The sequence below is a fragment of the Stenotrophomonas sp. Steno-C17 genome, from assembly GCF_056393165.1.
Map to the genome: position 1 here is coordinate 235,758 of NZ_JBWJPD010000002.1, position 19,222 is coordinate 254,979.

The 19,222-nt window shown below is 67.7% G+C and carries 18 protein-coding genes; 11 read left to right on the forward strand and 7 right to left on the reverse strand.

From position 1 onward, the window contains the following. Positions 1-12: 12 nt before the first annotated feature. The 6 genes from lpxA to AC06FA_RS02935 all read left to right on the forward strand — a co-directional run bounded on the left by lpxA (position 13) and on the right by AC06FA_RS02935 (position 8,510). Positions 13-804 carry an acyl-ACP--UDP-N-acetylglucosamine O-acyltransferase gene (lpxA, locus tag AC06FA_RS02910; RefSeq protein WP_108749057.1) on the forward strand — a complete coding sequence of 264 codons (792 nt, stop codon included), beginning with the start codon at positions 13-15 and terminating at the stop codon, positions 802-804. Beyond that, on the forward strand, positions 801-2,060 hold the full coding sequence (gene lpxB / locus AC06FA_RS02915) for a lipid-A-disaccharide synthase (protein ID WP_478067033.1): 1,260 nt from the start codon (positions 801-803) through the stop codon (positions 2,058-2,060). The genes lpxA and lpxB overlap by 4 nt, the downstream gene beginning before the upstream one ends. Continuing rightward, positions 2,057-2,722 carry a ribonuclease HII gene (locus tag AC06FA_RS02920; RefSeq protein ID WP_478067034.1) on the forward strand — a complete coding sequence of 222 codons (666 nt, stop codon included), beginning with the start codon at positions 2,057-2,059 and terminating at the stop codon, positions 2,720-2,722. The genes lpxB and AC06FA_RS02920 overlap by 4 nt, the downstream gene beginning before the upstream one ends. Before the next feature lie 168 nt (positions 2,723-2,890). Beyond that, a complete protein-coding gene (gene dnaE, locus AC06FA_RS02925; protein WP_478067035.1) occupies positions 2,891-6,484 on the forward strand; it encodes a DNA polymerase III subunit alpha in 3,594 nt (1,197 codons plus the stop codon). 53 nt (positions 6,485-6,537) lie between these two features. Beyond that, a complete protein-coding gene (locus AC06FA_RS02930; RefSeq protein WP_478067036.1) occupies positions 6,538-7,404 on the forward strand; it encodes a hypothetical protein in 867 nt (288 codons plus the stop codon). Between the two features lie 146 nt (positions 7,405-7,550). Beyond that, positions 7,551-8,510 carry an acetyl-CoA carboxylase carboxyltransferase subunit alpha gene (locus AC06FA_RS02935; protein ID WP_478067037.1) on the forward strand — a complete coding sequence of 320 codons (960 nt, stop codon included), beginning with the start codon at positions 7,551-7,553 and terminating at the stop codon, positions 8,508-8,510. A gap of 27 nt (positions 8,511-8,537) precedes the next feature. Here the strand turns inward: AC06FA_RS02935 and AC06FA_RS02940 are convergent, their stop codons facing one another. Together AC06FA_RS02940 and AC06FA_RS02945 are read right to left on the reverse strand one after the other, a co-directional pair. Next, positions 8,538-8,702 (reverse strand): hypothetical protein, encoded by a 165-nt coding sequence (locus AC06FA_RS02940; RefSeq protein ID WP_478067038.1) that lies wholly within the window; start codon positions 8,700-8,702, stop codon positions 8,538-8,540. A gap of 47 nt (positions 8,703-8,749) precedes the next feature. Beyond that, complete coding sequence (locus tag AC06FA_RS02945) at positions 8,750-9,205, reverse strand: CopD family protein (RefSeq protein ID WP_108752581.1); 456 nt, start codon at positions 9,203-9,205, stop codon at positions 8,750-8,752. Between the two features lie 137 nt (positions 9,206-9,342). Here AC06FA_RS02945 and AC06FA_RS02950 point away from each other — a divergent pair, with 137 nt between their 5' ends. Together AC06FA_RS02950 and AC06FA_RS02955 are read left to right on the forward strand one after the other, a co-directional pair. Next, complete coding sequence (locus tag AC06FA_RS02950; RefSeq protein ID WP_478067039.1) at positions 9,343-9,933, forward strand: class I SAM-dependent DNA methyltransferase; 591 nt, start codon at positions 9,343-9,345, stop codon at positions 9,931-9,933. A gap of 93 nt (positions 9,934-10,026) precedes the next feature. After that, positions 10,027-11,334, forward strand: a complete 1,308-nt coding sequence (locus AC06FA_RS02955) for a polyhydroxyalkanoate depolymerase (protein ID WP_478067040.1) — start codon at positions 10,027-10,029, stop codon at positions 11,332-11,334. A gap of 112 nt (positions 11,335-11,446) precedes the next feature. On the opposite strand, the gene AC06FA_RS02960 is transcribed toward AC06FA_RS02955, so the two are convergent. From AC06FA_RS02960 to AC06FA_RS02970, 3 genes are all read right to left on the reverse strand, one after another. Then, positions 11,447-12,424 (reverse strand): sensor domain-containing protein, encoded by a 978-nt coding sequence (locus AC06FA_RS02960; RefSeq protein WP_478067041.1) that lies wholly within the window; start codon positions 12,422-12,424, stop codon positions 11,447-11,449. Further along, complete coding sequence (locus tag AC06FA_RS02965; RefSeq protein WP_478067042.1) at positions 12,421-12,786, reverse strand: PadR family transcriptional regulator; 366 nt, start codon at positions 12,784-12,786, stop codon at positions 12,421-12,423. The genes AC06FA_RS02960 and AC06FA_RS02965 overlap by 4 nt, the downstream gene beginning before the upstream one ends. Before the next feature lie 92 nt (positions 12,787-12,878). Next, positions 12,879-14,363: a hypothetical protein gene (locus AC06FA_RS02970; RefSeq protein WP_478067043.1), complete on the reverse strand. Its 1,485-nt coding sequence runs from the start codon at positions 14,361-14,363 to the stop codon at positions 12,879-12,881. Positions 14,364-14,485: 122 nt separating this feature from the next. On the opposite strand from AC06FA_RS02970, the gene AC06FA_RS02975 reads away from it, so the two are divergent. After that, positions 14,486-15,388 (forward strand): peptidylprolyl isomerase, encoded by a 903-nt coding sequence (locus AC06FA_RS02975; RefSeq protein WP_478067045.1) that lies wholly within the window; start codon positions 14,486-14,488, stop codon positions 15,386-15,388. Between the two features lie 568 nt (positions 15,389-15,956). Here AC06FA_RS02975 and AC06FA_RS02980 read toward each other — a convergent pair. After that, positions 15,957-16,829: a DMT family transporter gene (locus AC06FA_RS02980; RefSeq protein WP_478067046.1), complete on the reverse strand. Its 873-nt coding sequence runs from the start codon at positions 16,827-16,829 to the stop codon at positions 15,957-15,959. A 116-nt stretch (positions 16,830-16,945) separates the two neighbouring features. On the opposite strand from AC06FA_RS02980, the gene AC06FA_RS02985 reads away from it, so the two are divergent. Next, entirely contained in the window at positions 16,946-17,890 is a 945-nt protein-coding gene (locus AC06FA_RS02985; protein ID WP_478067047.1) for a LysR substrate-binding domain-containing protein, read from the forward strand. Positions 17,891-17,959: 69 nt separating this feature from the next. Beyond that, positions 17,960-18,253, forward strand: a complete 294-nt coding sequence (locus tag AC06FA_RS02990; RefSeq protein ID WP_108749042.1) for a hypothetical protein — start codon at positions 17,960-17,962, stop codon at positions 18,251-18,253. 44 nt (positions 18,254-18,297) lie between these two features. Here the strand turns inward: AC06FA_RS02990 and AC06FA_RS02995 are convergent, their stop codons facing one another. Further along, positions 18,298-19,113, reverse strand: coding sequence for a DUF4349 domain-containing protein (locus AC06FA_RS02995; RefSeq protein ID WP_478067048.1), 816 nt, complete (start codon positions 19,111-19,113; stop codon positions 18,298-18,300). Between the last annotated feature and the right edge of the window lie 109 nt (positions 19,114-19,222).

Consider the following 19,222-nt stretch of genomic DNA (forward strand, 5'->3'; position numbering starts at 1 on the left):
CGGAGGACCAAGATGAGCGACAACGCCCCCCTGATCCATCCCACCGCCGTGATCGATCCGTCGGCGCGCCTGGCCGACGATGTGCGCGTGGGTGCGTTCACCCTCATCGGCGCCGACGTTGAAATCGGCGCCGGCACCGAGATCGGCCCGCACTGCAGCGTGCACGGCCCGACCCGGATCGGCCGCGACAACCGTTTCATCGGCCATGTGGCGGTGGGCGGCGAACCGCAGGACAAGAAGTTCAGCGGCGAGCGCACCGAGCTGGTGATCGGCGACCGCAACGTGTTCCGCGAGTTCGTGACCCTGAACCGCGGCACCGGCGGCGGTGGTGGCATCACCACCATCGGCAACGACAACTGGATGCTGGCCTACACGCATGTGGCACACGACTGCCACGTGGGCAATTTCTGCGTGTTCTCCAACAACACCACCCTGGCCGGCCACGTGACCGTGGGCGACTACGTGATCATCAGCGGCTTCGCCGGTGCGCACCAGTTCTGCCGCATCGGCGCGCATGCCTTCCTGGGCATGGGTGCGCTGACCAATGGCGATGTGCCGCCGTTCACCATGGTCGGCACCGATTCGCTGGGCCGCCCGCGTGGCATCAACAGCGAAGGCCTGAAGCGCCGCGGCTTCGATGCCGGCCGCATCACCGCCATCAAGCGCGCTTACCGCACGCTGTACGTGGCGGGCCTGCCGCTGGCGGAAGCCAAGCAGCAGCTGGCCGAACAGGCACAGGGCAGCGACGACGTGAAGGCCATGCTGGACTTCATCGAGCATGCCGAGAGGCCCCTGCTGCGATGAGCAGCACGACCGGCCAGGCGCCGGCCGGCGCCGATGTGATCCCGCTGGCCTCGATGGCCGGCAGCGTGCCTGCACAGCGGGTGCTCAGCGAGCGTCCGCTGCGCATCGCGCTGGTGGCCGGTGAAGCGTCCGGCGACCTGCTGGGCGCCGGCCTGGTGCGCGAACTGAAGGCGCGCTTCCCGCATGCCGAATTCGCCGGCATCGGCGGCGATGCCATGCGCAGCGCCGGCTGCCAGACCTGGCACGACGCCAGCGAACTGGCGGTGATGGGGCTGACCGAAGTGCTGCGCCACCTGCCGCGCCTGCTGAAGCTGCGCTCGGCCTTCCGCCAGCGTGCGCTGGACTGGCAGCCGGACGTGTTCATCGGCATCGATGCGCCCGACTTCAACCTGGGCATCGAGCGGTGGCTGAAACAGCGTGGCGTGCCCACCGTGCATTACGTCAGCCCGTCGGTCTGGGCCTGGCGCGAGAAGCGGGCCGAGAAGATCGGCAGCAGCGCCGACCTGGTGCTGTGCCTGTTCCCGATGGAACCGCCCATCTATGCCCGGCATGGCATCGACGCGCGCTTTGTCGGCCACCCGATGGCCGACGACATCCCGTTGCAGGGCGATCGCGATGCGGCGCGCGCCGAGCTGGGTCTGCCGGCGTCGGCCAAGGTGCTGGCCGTGCTGCCAGGCAGCCGCCTGGGCGAGATCTCGCGGCTGGGCGAACCGTTCTTCGAAGCCGCCTGGCAGGTATCCGAACGCATTCCGGGCCTGCACGTGGTGGTGCCGGCAGCCAATGCGGCCTGCCGCCGCCTGATCGAAGAACAGCTGTCCCGCTCGGCACTGCCGGTGGCCTATTCGCACGTGCTGGATGGCCAGGCGCGGGCGGCGATGATCGCCGCCGATGTGGTGGTGCTCGCCTCGGGCACGGCCACCCTGGAAGCCATGCTGGTGAAGCGGCCGATGGTGGTCGGCTACCGGGTGAACGAGCTGACCTATCGCCTGGTGAAGGCCCTGGGCCTGATCAAGGTGGACCGTTTCGCCCTGCCCAACATCCTGGCCGGGCAGGACCTGGCGCCGGAACTGATGCAGCACGACTGCACGCCCGATGCGCTGGCCGCCGCCGTGCAGCAGTGGTTCGACCACCCGCAGCGCGTGGCCGATCTGCAGGGCACCTATGCGCGCCTGCACGAGCGCCTGCGCCGCAATGCCTCGGCCCGCGCGGCCGACGCGGTAGGCGAGCTGCTGATGCGCAGCCAGGCCACCGCATGAGCCGTCGCGCAGCCGCGGCGGCCAGTCTGGCGCTGTTCGACGGCGCGACCGTGGTCGAACCCGAACGCCTGATCGCGGGCGTGGACGAAGCCGGGCGCGGCCCCCTGGCCGGCCCGGTGGCCGTGGCCGCCGTGGTGTTCGACCCGTCGCGGCCGCGCATCAACGGCCTGGACGATTCCAAGCAGCTGACCGCCGCCCGCCGCGACCAGCTGTATGACCGCATCATGGAGCGGGCATTGGCCTGGCACGTGGTGCTGGTGGACGTGCCGGCCATCGACCGGCTGAACATCTACCAGGCCACCCTGCAGGGCATGCGCGATGTGGTGGCGGCGGTGGCCCACGTGGCCGGCTTCGCCCGCATCGACGGCAACGTGGTGCCGAAGGGGCTGGTGCTGCCGGCGCAGGCGCTGGTCGGCGGCGATGGCATCGACCGCGCGATCATGGCGGCCTCGATCCTGGCCAAGGTCTCGCGCGACCGCTACATGCAGGATCTGCACGTGCGGCACCCTGAATATGGCTTCGACCAGCACAAGGGGTATGGCACCCCGGCACACCTGGCCGCGCTGCGGGCCCACGGGCCCTGCGCCGAACACCGGCGCAGCTTCGCCCCGGTGCGTGAATGCCTGGAACCGGCAGCACCGGCCAGCGCCGCGATCGCCTGAGCCGTACCCGCCGGGCCATGCCCGGCGGAATGCACGTTATCGCCCACCGTCAAGTCCTTGTCGCCACCCCCTGCCCTCGCTACCCTGACCGGGCATTCAAGCGCTTTCCGACCCCGGCGACGATTCCCCGTCAGCTCCCGGGGCCCGCGCGCTCCAACCTGGTCCGGCATGTCCAACTCTCGCTTCGTACATCTCCACGTCCACACCGAGTTCTCGCTGGCGGACTCGACCATCCGCGTGCCGGCCAAGCCCGACCAGGCGGACCCGAAGAAAGCCAAGCAGGCCAACCTGCTGTCGCGCTCGGTGGAACTCGGCCTGCCCGCGCTGGCGGTGACCGATCTGAACAACCTGTTCGCCCTGGTCAAGTTCTACAAGGCCGCCGAAGGCGTGGGCATCAAGCCGATCGCCGGCGCCGACGTGATGATTGCCGAGGAAGGCCAGGACCCGTGGCGGATGACCCTGCTGTGCCGCGACCGCGAGGGCTACCTGAGCCTGTCGCGATTGCTGACCCGTGCCTGGATGGAAGGCCACCGCGCCGAAGGTGGCGTGGCCGTGCATCCGGACTGGCTGAAGGCCGGCAACGCCAGCCTGTTTGCCCTGGCCGGGCGCGAGAGCCTGGCCGGACGGCTGGCACTGGACGGCAAGCACGACCTGGCCGAGCAGCAGCTGGCCGACTGGCAGCGCGTGTTCGGCGATGGCCTGCACCTGGAACTGACCCGCACCGGCCGCGAAGGCGAGGAAACCTTCAACCGCTTCGCGCTGATGGCCGCCGGCCAGCGTGGCCTGCCGGTGATCGCCAGCAATGACGTGCGCTTCCTGGCGCCGACCGATTTCAGCGCGCACGAAGCGCGCGTGTGCATTTCCACCGGCCGCGTGCTGGACGACCCCAAGCGCCCGCGCGAGTACAGCGACCAGCAGTACCTGAAGTCGGCCGAGGAAATGTGCGCACTGTTCGCCGACATTCCCGATGCGATCGACAACACGCTGGCGTTGGCCGAGCGCTGCAACATCGAGATGCGCCTGGGCACCTACTTCCTGCCCAACTACCCGGTGCCCGACGACGAAACGCTGGACACCTGGATCCAGAAGATGTCGCGCGACGGCCTGACCGAGCGCCTGGAGAAGAATCCGCTGGCGCCGGGCAAGACCCGCGAGGAGTACTTCGAACGCCTGGAGTTCGAGCTCAACACCATCATCAAGATGGGCTTCCCCGGCTACTTCCTGATCGTGGCCGACTTCATCCAGTGGGGCAAGAACCAGGGCATTCCGATCGGCCCGGGCCGTGGTTCCGGTGCCGGTTCGCTGGTGGCATGGGCGCTGAAGATCACCGATCTGGACCCGCTGCCCTACAACCTGCTGTTCGAGCGCTTCCTGAACCCGGAACGCGTGTCGATGCCCGACTTCGACATCGACTTCTGCATGGACCGCCGCGACGAAGTGATCGACTACGTCGCGCGCAAGTACGGGCGCGAACGCGTCAGCCAGATCATCACCTACGGCACCATGGCGGCCAAGGCGGTGGTGCGCGACTCCGGCCGCGTGCTGGGCTTCCCGTATGGCCTGGTGGACGGCGTGTCCAAGCTGATCCCGAACATCCTGGGCATCCACCTGAAGGATGCGCTGGGCAAGGGCAAGGAAGGCCCCGGTTCGGAAATGGCGTCGCCGGAACTGATCCAGCGCTACGAGACCGAGGACGATGTCCGCGACCTGATCGACCTGGCGCTGCAGCTGGAAGACCTGACCCGCAACGCCGGCAAGCACGCCGGTGGCGTGGTGATCGGGCCCGAGCCGCTGAGCGAGTTCTGCCCGCTGTACGCCGAACACGACGAGAACGGTCTGGGCAAGAACCCGGTCACCCAGTTCGACAAGAACGACGTGGAAGAAGTGGGCCTGGTGAAGTTCGACTTCCTGGGCCTGCGCACGCTGACCATCATCGACTGGGCAGTGAAGGCGATCAACAAGCGCCACGAACGCGCCGGCATTCCGCCGGTGGATATCGCCGCGATCCCGCTGGACGACACCCCCACCTACAAGGACATCTTCGCCAACGGCAACACCGGTGCGGTGTTCCAGTTCGAATCGTCGGGCATGCGCCGCCTGCTGAAGGACGCGCGCCCCGACCGTTTCGAAGACCTGATCGCACTGGTGTCGCTGTACCGACCGGGCCCGATGGACCTGATTCCATCGTTCAACGCACGTAAACACGGCCAGGAAGAAATCATCTATCCCGATCCGCGCACCGAAGCGATCCTGAAGGACACCTACGGCATCATGGTGTACCAGGAGCAGGTGATGCAGATGGCGCAGATCGTCGGCGGTTACTCGCTGGGCGGCGCCGACCTGCTGCGCCGCGCGATGGGCAAGAAGGTGCCGGCGGAAATGGCCAAGCACCGCGAGATCTTCCGCGAGGGTGCGGCCAAGGATGGCGTGGACGAAGCCAAGGCCGATGCGATCTTCGACCTGATGGAGAAGTTCGCCGGCTACGGCTTCAACAAATCGCACGCCGCCGCCTATGCGCTGGTGAGCTACCAGACCGCGTGGCTGAAGCGCCATTATCCGGCCGAGTTCATGGCCGCTACGCTGTCCTCGGACCTGGACAACACCGAAAAGGTGGTCGGCTTCCTGGACGAAGTGCGCAACCTGGGCCTGACCGTGCTGCCGCCGAAGGTGAACCACTCGGCGTTCATGTTCGAAGCGGTGACCCCGGACACCATCCAGTACGGCCTGGGCGCGATCAAGGGCGTGGGCCAGGGTGCCTGCGAAGCGGTGGTGGACGAACGCCTGAAGGGCGGCGACTACAAGGACCTGCTGGACTTCTGCACGCGCGTGGGTTCGGCCAAGCTCAACCGGCGCACGCTGGAAGCGATGATCAACTGTGGCGCGCTGGACGAACTGGGCCACAACCGCGCTTCGCTGATGCTGCAGTTGCCGGAAGTGATCAAGGCCACCGACCAGATGGCGCGCGAGCGCGCCTCGGGCCAGAACTCGCTGTTCGGCGGCCCCGACCCGAGCGCGGTCAGCATCCAGCTGGACCTCCCTGAAGCGGAGGAATGGCCGCTGCTGCAGCGCCTGAACGGCGAGCGCGACACCTTGGGCTTCTACCTGAGCGGCCACCCGTTCGACCCGTGGCGCGACGATGTGCGCGACCTGGTCGGCAACGATCTGGGCGCGGTGGAAAAGATCTGGAGCGCCAACAGCGGTGGCGGCGGTGGCGGTGGCGAAAAGCGCTGGCGCCCGGAAGTGCAGACCGTGCTGGCCGGCCAGGTGGTGGGCGTGCGCCGCAAGGGCGAAAGCCAGATCTTCATCCAGCTGGAAGACGGCCGCGGCCGGGTCGAATGCAGCGCGTTCTCCGACGCGATGGCCGAGTTCGGCCACCTGATGACCAAGGATCGCATCCTGGTGGTCAAGGGCGGCCTGCGCGAAGACGAATTCAACGGCGGCTTCGCCCTGCGCATCCGCCAGTGCTGGGACTTCGATGAAGTCTGCGCCAACTACGCCACGCGCCTGTCGCTGCGCCTGGACCTGCGCCAGCAGCGCCCGGTGTGGGAGCGCGTGAATGCCGTGCTCGACCGCCATCGCCCCGGGCGCACGCCGCTGCGCCTGGACCTGCTGCTGAAGAGCCCGCAGGGCGGCGTGGCCGGCATGCTCGATGTGTCCGGGCAGAGCGCGGTGCGCATCGATTCCAAGCTGATGGAAGCGCTGCGCGCCGACCCGGCGGTGCGCACGCTGAAGGTGCGCTACAGCCCGCCATGGGCCAACTGAGCGCGCGCCTGATTTTCTTTTTCCGTTGTCTGTATCAAGGACGATTTCCCGTCATGAAAACGCTGTTGTTCCCCCTCGTCGCTGCGCTGGCGCTGTCCGCGTGCTCGTCCAAGGTCGATTTCGAGATCGACAACCCGACCGCCACGCCGCTGGCCATCCGCATCGACGGCAAGGACCTGCCGGTGGCCGCCAACGCATCGCGTGCGGTCAGCCTGGCCCCGGGTGAGCACCAGCTGCACACCGACCGCCTGGGCGACGTGCGTTTCATCGTGTACGCCGGCAGCCGTGGTGGCCTGATCAACCCGACCCTGAGTGAGTACGTGACCGCGCGCGAGATCTACGTGACCGGTGAGGACAAGCTGAAGAACTTCGGCGCCAGCGGGCTGGGCATGGAACTGGGCGGGGTGGAGTTCAAGGGCCCCTACGAAAAGCACCACGGCCTGTTCATCGACAAGACCTGGAACTTCGGCGTGCGCCAGCCGTTCCCCGAGGAGCAGATCGTGGCCCATGTGGATGCCAGCGGCGGCAAGATCAGCACCAAGGTGTTCACCGCCCCGGACTTCATCGACTACGTGGAACAGAGCATGGGCGAACCCGGTGCCTTCAAGCGCGAACAGCCGGCTGGCTACGTGGCCCCGGTCTACACGCTGGAACCGGCGCCGGCCACCCTGCCGGCGCTGGACCCCGCCTTCGAGGCGCACGCCGGCCCGATGCGCGATCTGTATGCGCGCTGGCTGAAGGCCAGTACCGCTTCGGAGCAGAAGGCCCTGCGCAAGGAAGACTTCCAGGTCAGCATGGCCTTCACCCAGGCCACCATGACCCTGGGCTCGACCCTGCCGGTGGCCGCCAACGAGGCCTACAACGACTTCGTGACGATCCGCAGCACCGAGATGGCGCGCAGCGCGCTGGTCCTGCCCTGACGCCCGCCCGAATGACGGGCACGTCGACGGCGCGCTGACTGGCGCGCCCTGCCCGGCTGGGTTACCGTCGCCTTCCAGACGAAGGCGTACGGGGCGTTCCGGCGCATTCGGCTAGAATTCCCCTCTTCTTTACACGACGGCTTCCGATGAATCCGAACTACCTCGACTTCGAGCAACCCATCGCCGACCTGGAAGCCAAGATCCAGGAACTGCGCAACGCCAGTGCCGGTCCGGCGGTCAATGTCGAGGCCGAAGTGCACGCGCTGCAGGACAAGCTGCGCATGCGCACTGCGCAGATCTTCCGCAACCTGACCTCGTGGCAGGTGCTGCAGCTGGCCCGCCACCCGTCGCGCCCGTATACCGCCGACTACATCCGCATCATCTGCGATGAGTTCCAGGAACTGGCCGGCGACCGCGCGTTTGCCGATGACAAGGCGATCATGGGCGGCCTGGCCCGCATCAATGGCCGCGCGGTGATGGTGATCGGCCACCAGAAGGGCCGCGACACCAAGGAAAAGATCAAGCGCAACTTCGGCATGCCCAAGCCCGAGGGCTACCGCAAGGCCCTGCGCCTGATGAAGATGGCCGAGCGCTTCGGCCTGCCGGTGCTGACCCTGATCGACACCGCCGGCGCCTGGCCGGGCATCGATGCCGAATCGCGCGGCCAATCCGAAGCCATTGCCCGCAACCTGATGGAGATGGCCGAGCTGAAGGTGCCGGTGATCTGCACGGTGATCGGCGAAGGTGGCTCCGGCGGCGCGCTGGCGCTGGGCGTGGGCGACCGCACCGTCATGCTGGAATACGCGGTGTATTCGACCATCACCCCGGAAGGCTGCGCCTCGATCCTGTGGAAGGACGCTGGCAAGGCCAAGGATGCCGCTGAACAGCTGGGCCTGACCGCGCCGCGCCTGAAGAGCCTGGGCCTGGTGGACAAGGTGGTGCGTGAGCCGACCGGCGGCGCCCACCGCAACCCGACCCAGATGGCCAAGCGCCTGAAGGCCGTGCTGCTGAACGAGCTGGACGCGCTGGACAAGCTGTCCACCGAACAGCTGATCGAGCAGCGCTACACCCGCCTGCGCAGCTACGGTACGTACGAAGCGGCCTGATCGGGCCGCGTTGCCTGTTCGGGATACTCACGACGCGGCCTGATCGGCCGCGTTTTCTGTCTGGGATACGCGCGACGCGGCCTGATCGGCCGCGTTGTCTGTCTGGGATACGCCCGACGCGGCCTGATCGGCCGCGTTGCCTTTTGTAGAGTCGAGCTTGCTCGACTGCTTTTGATCGAAGCAGTCGAGCATGGCTCGACTCTACAAGAGCCCATCCACGCGTGGCGTGGATCTACGGGTCAGAACGGCTTGGCCAGCACCAGCCACACGATCGGAATGAACGCCAGCAACGGGATCTCGTTGATCCAGCGCAGCGCGCGCGACGACGGCAGTGCGCGGCCCTTGGCCACGCCCTTCAGCAGGCGGCCGGTCCAGATGAAGTACGCCAGCAGCACCACCACCAGGCCCAGCTTGGCATGCAGCCAGCCGGCGCCGCCCGGCGCGACCATGGTCGGGAAGTCCGGAATCACCTTGTAGCCCAGCCACAACACCAGGCCCAGCACGAAGGCCAGGCCGAACATGGAATGGCCGAAGCGGTACAGGCGCATTCCCATCAGCTGCAGGCGGGCGACCACCGCCGGCTGCCCGGCCGTCTCGGCCAGGTTCACCAGGATGCGCGGCAGGTAGAAGACCGTGGCCATCCACGCCACCACGAACACGATGTGGAAGGTCTTGACCCAGTAGTAGCTCTGCATGCGCTCGCTCCGGCGGCTGGCGGGAAGCGACCATTGTCGCAGTAGAGCCACCCCATGGGTGGCTGCCGCGGCCAATTGCCGCACCATCGCCGCGACCCCGTACGATAGGCGCCGTTTTCATCACTACCCGCCTGCCCATGGACAAGACCTACGACGCCGCCTATTTCCAACGCTGGTACCGCCGCGCCGACATCGGCGGCAGCGCGCGCCTGGCCCGCAAAGTGGCCCTGGCCGTGGCCAGCGCCGAGTACTACCTGGAACGGCCGATCCGCAGCGTGCTGGATATCGGCTGTGGCGAAGGCGCCTGGCGCGCGCCGCTGCTGAAGCTGCGTCCGAAAGTCCAATACCTGGGTTTCGACAGCAGCGAGTACGCTGTGCGCCGCTACGGTCGTACCCGCAACCTGCACCTGGCCAGCTTCGGCGATTTCGCCTGGCTGCGCCCGTGCGCCCCGGTCGACCTGCTGGTGTGTTCGGACGTGATGCATTACGTGCCCAACCGCGAGTTGCGCGCGGGCCTGGCAGGCGTGGCCGAGCTGACCGGCGGCGTGGCCTTCCTGGAGACCTTCGCCGCCGAGGATGAATTCGACGGCGATCACGAGGGCTTCCAGGCCCGTCCGGCCCGCTGGTACCGGCGCGAACTGGCCCGCCACGGCCTGCAGGCCGTCGGTTCGCACCTGTGGCTGGGCCCGGGATTGGCCGGCGAGGCGGCGGCGCTGGAACGGATGTGAATCCGGATTCACTTTTTTCAGCCAACTTAACCCGCGGGACACTGGGATGGGATATGCTGCGCGGCAACATATGACCATACATATTCGGTCGGCATGCTCTATCAACTGCACGAACTGACCCGCAACCTGCTCGCCCCCTGGGTGCACCAGGCCCAGGCCAACGCCCGCTTCTTCACCAACCAGGGTCACTGGTGGTCGCAGATGCCCGGCGCTGATCGCCTGGCGGCCGTCAATGAACTGTTCCATCGCATCGGCAAGGATTACGAGAAGCCCGAATGGGGCATCAACGAAATCGAGGTCGAAGGCGAGCGCGTGCCGATCGTGGTGCACGAAGAGGTGAGCAAGCCGTTCTGCAAGCTGCTGCGCTTCAAGCGCCACAGCAACGAAGCCGAGCAGCTGCACACCATGCTCAACCAGCCGTTCGTGCTGGTGGTGGCGCCGCTGTCGGGGCACCACGCCACGCTGCTGCGCGATACCGTGCGCACGCTGCTGCGCGACCACCGCGTGTACGTCACCGACTGGGTGGATGCGCGCATGGTGCCGGCCAGCGAAGGCGAATTCGGCCTGGACGATTACATTGCCTACATCCAGGAATTCATCCGCCACCTGGGCGTTGAGCGCCTGCACGTGGTGAGCGTGTGCCAGCCGACCGTGCCGGTGCTGGCCGCCGTTTCGCTGATGGCCAGCCGTGGCGAACCGACCCCGCGCACGCTGGTGATGATGGGCGGGCCGATCGATGCGCGCTGCAGCCCCACCGCGGTGAACAACCTGGCCACGCAGAACCCGCTGTCGTGGTTCGAAAACAACGTGATCCACACCGTGCCAGCCAGCTACCCGGGCGCCGGCCGCCGCGTGTACCCCGGCTTCCTGCAGCACGCCGGCTTCCTGTCGATGAACCCCAGCCGCCACTTCAGTTCGCACTGGGATTTCTACGCCGACCTGGTCAAGGGTGACCTGGAAGACGCCGACGCGCACCGTCGTTTCTACGACGAGTACAACGCCGTGCTGGACATGCCGGCCAAGTACTACCTGGACACGATTTCCGTGGTGTTCCAGGACTTCCTGTTGCCGCGCGGCGAGTGGGTGGTCAACGGTGAGAAGGTCGATCCTTCGGCGATCCGCGATACCGCGCTGCTGAGCATCGAAGGCGAGCTGGACGATATTGCCGGCCTGGGCCAGACCGAAGCGGCGCAGGCGCTGTGCACCGGTATTGGCGCCGACCGCCGCGAGCACTTCATCGTGGAAGGCGCCGGCCACTACGGCATCTTCAGCGGCCGCCGCTGGCGCGAAGTGGTCTACCCGAAGGTGCGCGATTTCTTCGCCGCCCATGCCGAAGCCCCGGCTGCGAAGACCACGAAGAAGAAGAGCAACGTCACCCCGCTGCGGCGCAAGGCCGGGTAAGCCTTGACCTTGGGGTCGGATCCCTTTCCAACGGAAAGGGCTCTGACCCCAGCAGCCCGAGCGCGACGGGGTCAGAGCCCTGTTCTGCGAACAGGGATCCGACCCCGGGCTGTTACAGCCGCACCAGCAGCTGCTTGGCCAGCATGCCGTGCAGTTTGCCGATGCCGCGTGCCAGGTGCATCGTCAGCAGCAGCAGCAGCGCGCCCACCACCGCCAGCACCGGCGTGAACTGCAGCGGCAGCACATTGGCACCATCGATGTAGATGCTCGGCGCGGTCGAGTCGAACAGCGCCGCCACCGGCGACCAGATGAAGGCCAGCGACACCGCCAGCAGGGTGACCGCAATGGTGAAGTAGACGATGCCCAGCGGCAGCATCAGCAGGAAGTACAGCAGGGTCAGCCAGGTGCGGCCATCGGTGAACATGTCGCCGATGCGCTGCAGCCAGCTGCGGCTGCGATCGGTGTACTGCGGCCGGCGCGGCATGCGCTCGCCCAGCAGCGCTTCCACCAGGCGCCCTTCCAGCAGCGCCAGCCCGCGCACCGAACCGAAGAACAGCACCGTCAGCGGCACGCCGATGATCAGGATCATCAGGCCCAGCGACAGCGACAGTCCGGTCACCACCCAGGTGAAGAAGAAGATGCCAGTGGCCAGCGACAGCAGCATGTAGAACAGCGCGCCGTAGGTATGCGGGTCCAGCACCACGCCGAAGAAGCGCGCCCACCACGTGCGCGGCTTGGCCGCAGGCAGCGCGGCTGCCGGGGCCGCCCCGCTGGCCTCGGCGGCCGCACGCAGCACCGGCGCGGTATCGGCACGCGGCGTGCGCAGCGCGCGGTTCACGGTCACCTCGGTTTCGCGGTAGATCTCGGCCACTTCCTGCGGCGCGCCATAGCTGCCGGCCACATCGGCGATTACTTCGGCTTCGCCACGGCCGGGCTGCGCGGCCAGTTCCGAACGCAGGTATTCCTCGGCGTCGTACAGCGCATCCTGGACCATGGCCGGGTCGGCGCCGTCCAGCGCCACGCGCAGCTGCGCCAGGTACTGGGCAATGGTGGTGGGCAGGCCACTGCCTGCCCGGTTCAAGTCGTTCATTGCGGTACTCCCTCCAACACGGAATCGACGGAATCGCGGGTGGCCTGCCAGGCCTGGCGCCATTGCGCCAGCACCTGGTGGCCACGTTCATTGATGCGGTAGTAGCGCCGCGGTGGGCCACTGCTGGACGGCTCGACGTGGCTCTCCAGCAGGCCGGCGCCTTCCAGGTTGCGCAGCACCGGGTACAGCGCGCTCTGCTTGCCACTCAGTACGCCCTCGCCCACGCGCTCCAGCTCCTTGGCAATCAGGTAGCCGTACAGCGGCTCCCCGGCCCGGGCCAGCACCGCCAGCAGGGCCAGCGACACGGTGCCGGCGCTGAGCTCCTTCTGGAACTTCTTCAGGTGGACATCGTCTTCGGACATGGCCGGCCCTCCACTATGTTGGAGTCAACAGTAGTATGAAGTCCGGTATAGCGAATGTGTCGTTAGTAACCCTGCCGGGCGACAGTGGAGCCTCAGGCCTGGCGCACGGCCGTCAGCACCTGCGCCGCAACGGCCTCGGGCAACGCATGCCTGCCCGCTTCCAGCCGACTGACCAGGGCCTGCCGGCGGGCGGGCCCCAGGGGCGAGTACTGCCCGCTGCGGCCAAGCCAGTCGTGCGCGAGCTGCAGGTGCCAGGCGCGCTCATCTTCGCGCTGCGGCATCCCGTCCAGCAGCAGGTCCAGGTGCTGCCACAGCGGCAGCCGTGGCAGCTGTCGGCGCAGGCCGGCCTGCGCGATCGGCGAAGGGCCGTCGTGGCAGAACGCCAGCAGCCTCGGTGGATCCAGCTCCGCAATCCACAGCGCGTTCGCGCTGTCCAGCATCGCATTCACTGTGCGACCCGGCATTTCCAGTGCCACCCGCAGCAGCGCCAGGCCGGCGCCGCCCTCGGCCCGCACCCAACCGCGCAGGCAGTTGCGCTGATGACGCGCCGACACCTGCGGCAACCAGGCGCGCAATGCAGGCACATCCTCGGCCTCGGCGTGATCGGCAAGCGCTGCCAATGCCTCGCGCCAGCGCCCGCGTCCTGGCGGCTGCAACGCGTCGCGCCACAATGCGATGGCGGGCCGGCCCTGCCGTTGCTGCAGCAGCCATGCAGCCAAGCGGCGCACACCGCGCGAACGGTCGAATGCCGCCGCTTCGATGTGCGCGTCCAGTCCGGCCCCTTCGCGTTCGACCAGCGCGCGCAGCGCGGCACCCCGCACGCGGGCGGAGGGTGCGGACAACGCCAGCGGACACAGCACGTCGATGTCCGCGCTCGCGCCATGCTGCAGAAGGTCGGCCAGCGCCTGGTAGGACACGTGCGGATCACTGTCGCCCAGCGCATGTGCGCGCAGGGCAGCGCGATCCGGATGGGTCTGCAGGGCGATGCCGTAGGCCGACAGTCGGGTGCGTGCGTCGGGATGCCCCAGCAGTCCCTCAAGCACTACCCGGCGCGACGGCGATGCCAACCACGCGAGCAGGCTGTCCTGCAGCCACGCGCGGTCGATACGCTGTGCATCGCGCAGGCGCACCACGATCGGCCATGCCGCCAGCACCTGGTGGACCGCGCACTGCCCAAGCAGGGACATCACCACGTCCTGCGCCACCGCACGCACCTCGGCCACCCAGTCATTGCAGCGCAACAGGGCGCAGCACAACGTCAAGTGGCTGGGCACAGACCGCATCATCCGCAGCGCGGCCTCGCGCGTATGGCCATTGCCATCGCATCCGGCAAGGAACAGTGCCGCCGCACGCACTTCAAGCGGCGCACTCTGGTAGATCTGCACGCTGGAAAGCAGTTCGTTTCCCCGTGGTGCCCACCAGCTGCGTCGCCGCTCGTCCACTTCGAACAGCGTGCGCGACGGCAGTCGCTGCAACCAGCGCACAGCGTCCACGTCATCATCGACGATGCCTTTCAGTGTCGATGTGATCAACGCGCGCAACGCCGCTTCAGGCGTGGCGGATTGTTGTTCGCTCATTGCATGCTTCCCTGCCAATCAGCACACAATGCCGTACGCGCATCAGCAAGGCCAGAGGGCATCGATGGCGCAGGCGCCGCCGGTGGCGCAGAATCGGCTGACACCTTCGTTCCGGGGATCCCATGCCGCACCGCCGTCGCACTGCCCTGACCGCCCTCGCCCTCGCCTGCCTGCTGCCCGCCCTGGCCAGCGCGGCCACGCCCTACCGCAGCCCGCAGCAGATCCTCGATGCTTCCACGGCCGGCGATTGGCGCACCCCGGACCCGGCCAACCTGCTGTACATGGACCTGCCGGCCGGTCGGGTCATCATCGAACTGGCGCCGCAGTTCGCGCCGCGCCATGTGGCCAACATCCAGACCTTCGCCCACGAGCATTTCTGGGACGGCACCAGCATCTACCGTTCGCAGGACAACTTCGTGGTGCAGTTCGGCGATGCCGACGCCGACGACGCCAGCAAGGCCAAGCCGTTCGGCAGCGCCGCGCGCAAACTGCCGGCCGAATTCGAGCGGGCCAGCAGTGGTCTGAAGGTGAGCGTATTGCCCGACCGCGATGGCTGGGCCGCGCAGACCGGTTTCGTCGATGGCTTCCCGGTCGGCCAGGACCCGCAGGCGGGCAAGGCCTGGCTGGCGCATTGCTACGGCATGCTGGGGGCCGGCCGCAACAACGAAGAAGACAGCAGCATCGGCGCCGAACTGTACGTGGTGACCGGGCAGTCGCCGCGCCAGCTCGACCGCAACATCACCCTGGTCGGCCGCGTGCTGAAGGGCATGGAACTGCTGAGCGCGATTCCGCGCGGACCGGCGCCGATGGGCTTCTACGCGGACCCGAAGCTGCGCACGCCGATCGTATCGATCCGTCGCGCCAGCGACGTGCCAGCGGCCGAGCGCACCCCGATCCAGGTACTGCGCACCGATTCAAAGACCTTCGCCGATACGGTGGAAGCACGGCGCAACCGCGTGGATGATTTCTACAAGCGCCCGGCCGGGCATATCGATCTGTGCAACATCCCGGTGCCGGTGCGGTAGCGCCGGGCCATGCCCGGCGAGTGCAGCGGCGGGTTGGCAAAGCGAAGCCGAAAACATCCACGCATGGCGTGGACCTACTGGGTGCAGCTGTGGGTTTTGATCTGGGTCCGCCTTGAAGCGAGCCGAGCACCGCAGGTCCGGCGAGGGCGAAGAGGCGCGGGTGTCTGAGCGCAGCGAGTTCCGCGCCGTCCCTGCGGCGCGGTGCGCGCGCAGAGAACACTGGCGCCCACTACAGATGAACGGTAGCGCCGCGGCGGGTTGGCAAAGCGAAGCCGAAAACATCCACGCATGGCGTGGATCTACTGGGTGCAGCTGTGGCTTTTGATTTGGGTCCGCCTTGAAGCGAGCCGAGCACCGCAGGTCCGGCGAGGGCGAAGAGGCGCGGGTGTCTGAGCGCAGCGAGTTCCGCGCCGTCCCTCGACGGACCGAGGAGCGCAGGGTACCGGCGCGCAGCGCCGGCTCGCGGACGGCGGCGCGTTTCTTTTGGTTACTTTTCTTTGCGCGCGCAAAGAAAAGTGACGCCCATGAACGGTGAATCGCCTTCAGCACGCGTCACGCGCGCGATGCCTCAGCTCTTCTGGCTGACCGCCACGCTGCCCAGGATCAAGCCACCGGCAACCAGCATCTGCAGCGTTACCGGTTCGCCCAGGAACAACCACGCGAACGCGGCGCCGAACAGCGGAATCAGGTAGGTCACGGTCGAGGCACGCGACGGGCCGATGCGGCCGATCAGGCGGTAGAACATCAGGAACGCCAGGCCGGTGCAGGCCACGCCCAGCGCGATCGCCGCGCCCCAGGCCTTCATTGGAATGGCCCCCTGCGGCCAATGGGTCACGGCCATCGGCAGCATCCACAGCGATGCACAGCCCAGGGTGGCGGCAGCGGCGGCGGCCGACGGCAGGCCGGTCATGTGCCGCTTCACCAGGTTCACCCCCAGCCCATACAGCAGCGACGCCGCAGCGCCCGCCAACACCGCCATGCCGATGCTCAGGCCCGACACCTTGGCCGTGGCCAGCACCACCACGCCGGCAAAGCCGACCAGCAGCGCACCAGCACGACGCACGCCGATCTTTTCACCGAAGAACAGGAACGCGATCAGCGCAGCGAACAACACCGTCATCGCATTGCAGATCGCGCCGATCGCCGCCGGCGCCTGCTCGGCCGAATAGGCGAACAACACGAACGGCAGGGCCGAATTGATCAGCCCGATCGGCGCCAGCCACAGCCAGCGGCGCGGCGGAAACTGCGCGCGCGCGCGCCACAGGAAGGGCATCAATACCAGCGCACCCAGCACCAGCCGCACTTCCACCAGCGCGAACGGGCCGAACGACGGCACCGCCACGCGCATGAACAGGAACGAGCAGCCCCAGATCGCGCCGAGCAGGGTCAGTTCCAGCGGCGTGCGCCAATCGCGTTCTGCCACCTGAGGTACCGCGTTCATGTTGCTGCCTCCGTCCATCGTCATTTCGTCCACCGGGAAGACAGCATCGGCCGCAGACGTCCACCGCACAAGCGCGTAGTATCGCTGCCAGCCACAAATATGGTTTGAGGCTGGACATGCTGCTACGCCCTTCCCTGCTGCCCGCACTGGCCGTCTTCGCGGTGGCCGCACGCCACCAGAACTTCGCCCAGGCCGCGCAGGAACTGCACCTGACCGCCAGCGCGGTCAGCCACCACGTGCGGCGCCTGGAAGAGGTGCTGGAAACCCGCCTGTTCCTGCGCCATGCGCGCGGGGTACGACTGACCGCCGAGGGCCGCCAACTGGCCGACGCCGCCAGCGCGGCCTTCACCGATGTGGCCGCCGTGGCCCACCACCTGCAGCCCGATGCGGACAGCGTGACCCTGCGGGTCACCACGCTGCGCTCGCTGTCGTACTGCTGGCTGCTGCCACGCCTGCCGCGCTTCACCCAGGCCCATCCGCAGATCCGCATTGAACTGCACACTGGCAGCGGGCTGGACCGCTACGACGACAGCGGCCCCGAGGTCGGTATCCGCTACGGGCTGGGCCAGTGGCCGGGGCTGCACGCGCAGCACCTGATGGACGACCAGTTGTTTCCGGTGGCGTCACCGGCGCTGGCCGGGGTGGAAGCGCTGGATGACCCGGCACGCATCGCCGACCTGCCGCTGCTGAGCGATCTGTCACCGCAGGGCTGGCGCGACTGGTTCCGGCATGCGGGGGTGCGCCCGCCCTCGCCGCTGCCGCCCATGCACACCTTCGCCGACAGCACCGATGCAATGCGCGCGGCGGTGTATGGCATGGGCGCGGTGCTGGCACGCACCCACATCGCGCAGCCCTACCTGCAGCGCTACGAAGTGGTGCGCCTGCCAGGCCCCGCGATGAAAGCCCGTTACAGCTACTACGTGGTGCATGCCGAAGGGCAGCCGCCGAGCCCGGCGGCACGCGTGTTCATCGACTGGCTGCTGGAGCAGGCGCACGACGAGCGCACGCCGATTCCCGCCCTGCCCGACAGCCTGCTGGGCCGCCCGCCTACCGTCGGCTGACAGCGCCCTCACCCGGTCTTTGCCTGCCGCTGGCTAGGCTGCGCTGAACTCCCACCACGTGCCACTGCCATGTCCATGCTGCGACTGCGAATCACCGGAACCGAAGACGATGCCCGCGCCATCAGCGATCTGCTGCTGGGGCTGGAAGGCATCGAGCATGTTGAAGAAACCGATGACCTGATGCCGCACATGGATGACGACGATTCCAGTTCGGCCGGCCTGTCGGACGACATCGGCCCGGGCATCCATGAACTGGAAGTGGAAGTGGGCAACGAGAGCACCGCGCAGAAGGTGCGCGATGCGGTGCAGGAACTGGCCCTGGAACTGGATGTGTTCGTCGAATACGAGACCGACGAGGGCTGAGGTTCGCCGGGCATGGCCCGGCGCTACCTGCACTGCGCCGCCGGTCAGGCCTTGCGGCGGCGGCGGCGCCACCAGGTGCGGATGCCCCAGCCACACAGCAGCGCGATGATCGCCACCGGCAACAACGCGGCGGCCGCGCGGATCAGGAACGCCACGCTGGTGCTGAGAATGCTGCCCGATTCGCTCAGCGCTTCACCGATCTCGCTGCGGCTGCGCTGGCCCGAGGTCGTGCCGAAGTGCACCGTCACCAGCTGCGTGTCGATACGGCGGCGCTGCTGTGCGCTGTCCTTGTTGGCCTGCTCCACGCCCGCCTCGATTTCAGACAGCCGCGCGGTGACCGCCAGCAGTTCTTCCACCTTCAGGTCCTTGCGGTCCTGGTAGCTCAGCAGGCGCGCGTGTTCCTTTTCCAGCCGCGCCTTGGTCAGGGCGGTATCGGCCACCTGCTGGGCCAGGTCTTCGGCACGGGTATTGCGCGACTGCACGGTGCCACCTTCGCCGGCCAGGGCGATCAGCGGTTCAGTGCCCTTGGGCGCGATGCGCACGCGCACCTCGCCATCGGGGCGCTCGCCGCTGCGCTGGTTGACCTGCAGCACCGCGCAGTCGCCGAACTTCGCGCTCTGGCAGGCCTGGGCGATCTGCTGGATGCGCGGCGCGATCTGCTCGGCCGGCAGCTGCACCTGCACGTCGTGCTCATAGGCCAGGAACGCGCCTTCCGGTGAAGCGACCGCGGCGGCGGCCACACCGCCGGCATCGGCGGCCATGTCAGCGCTCTTGCCACAGCCGGCCAGTGCCAGCGCCAGCAGCGCCCCCTTGGCCATCACCGCCATCGTGCCGTAGCGGCTGCGTCCCTGTTCCTGCATGTCCTGCGCTCCAATGAAGATTCCCTGAGGCGCACATGGTAATCCTATGGCAGGGGGACAAAGCAGCCCCGGCGGCCTATGCTCGGGGTTTGACCCCGTACAGGAACGC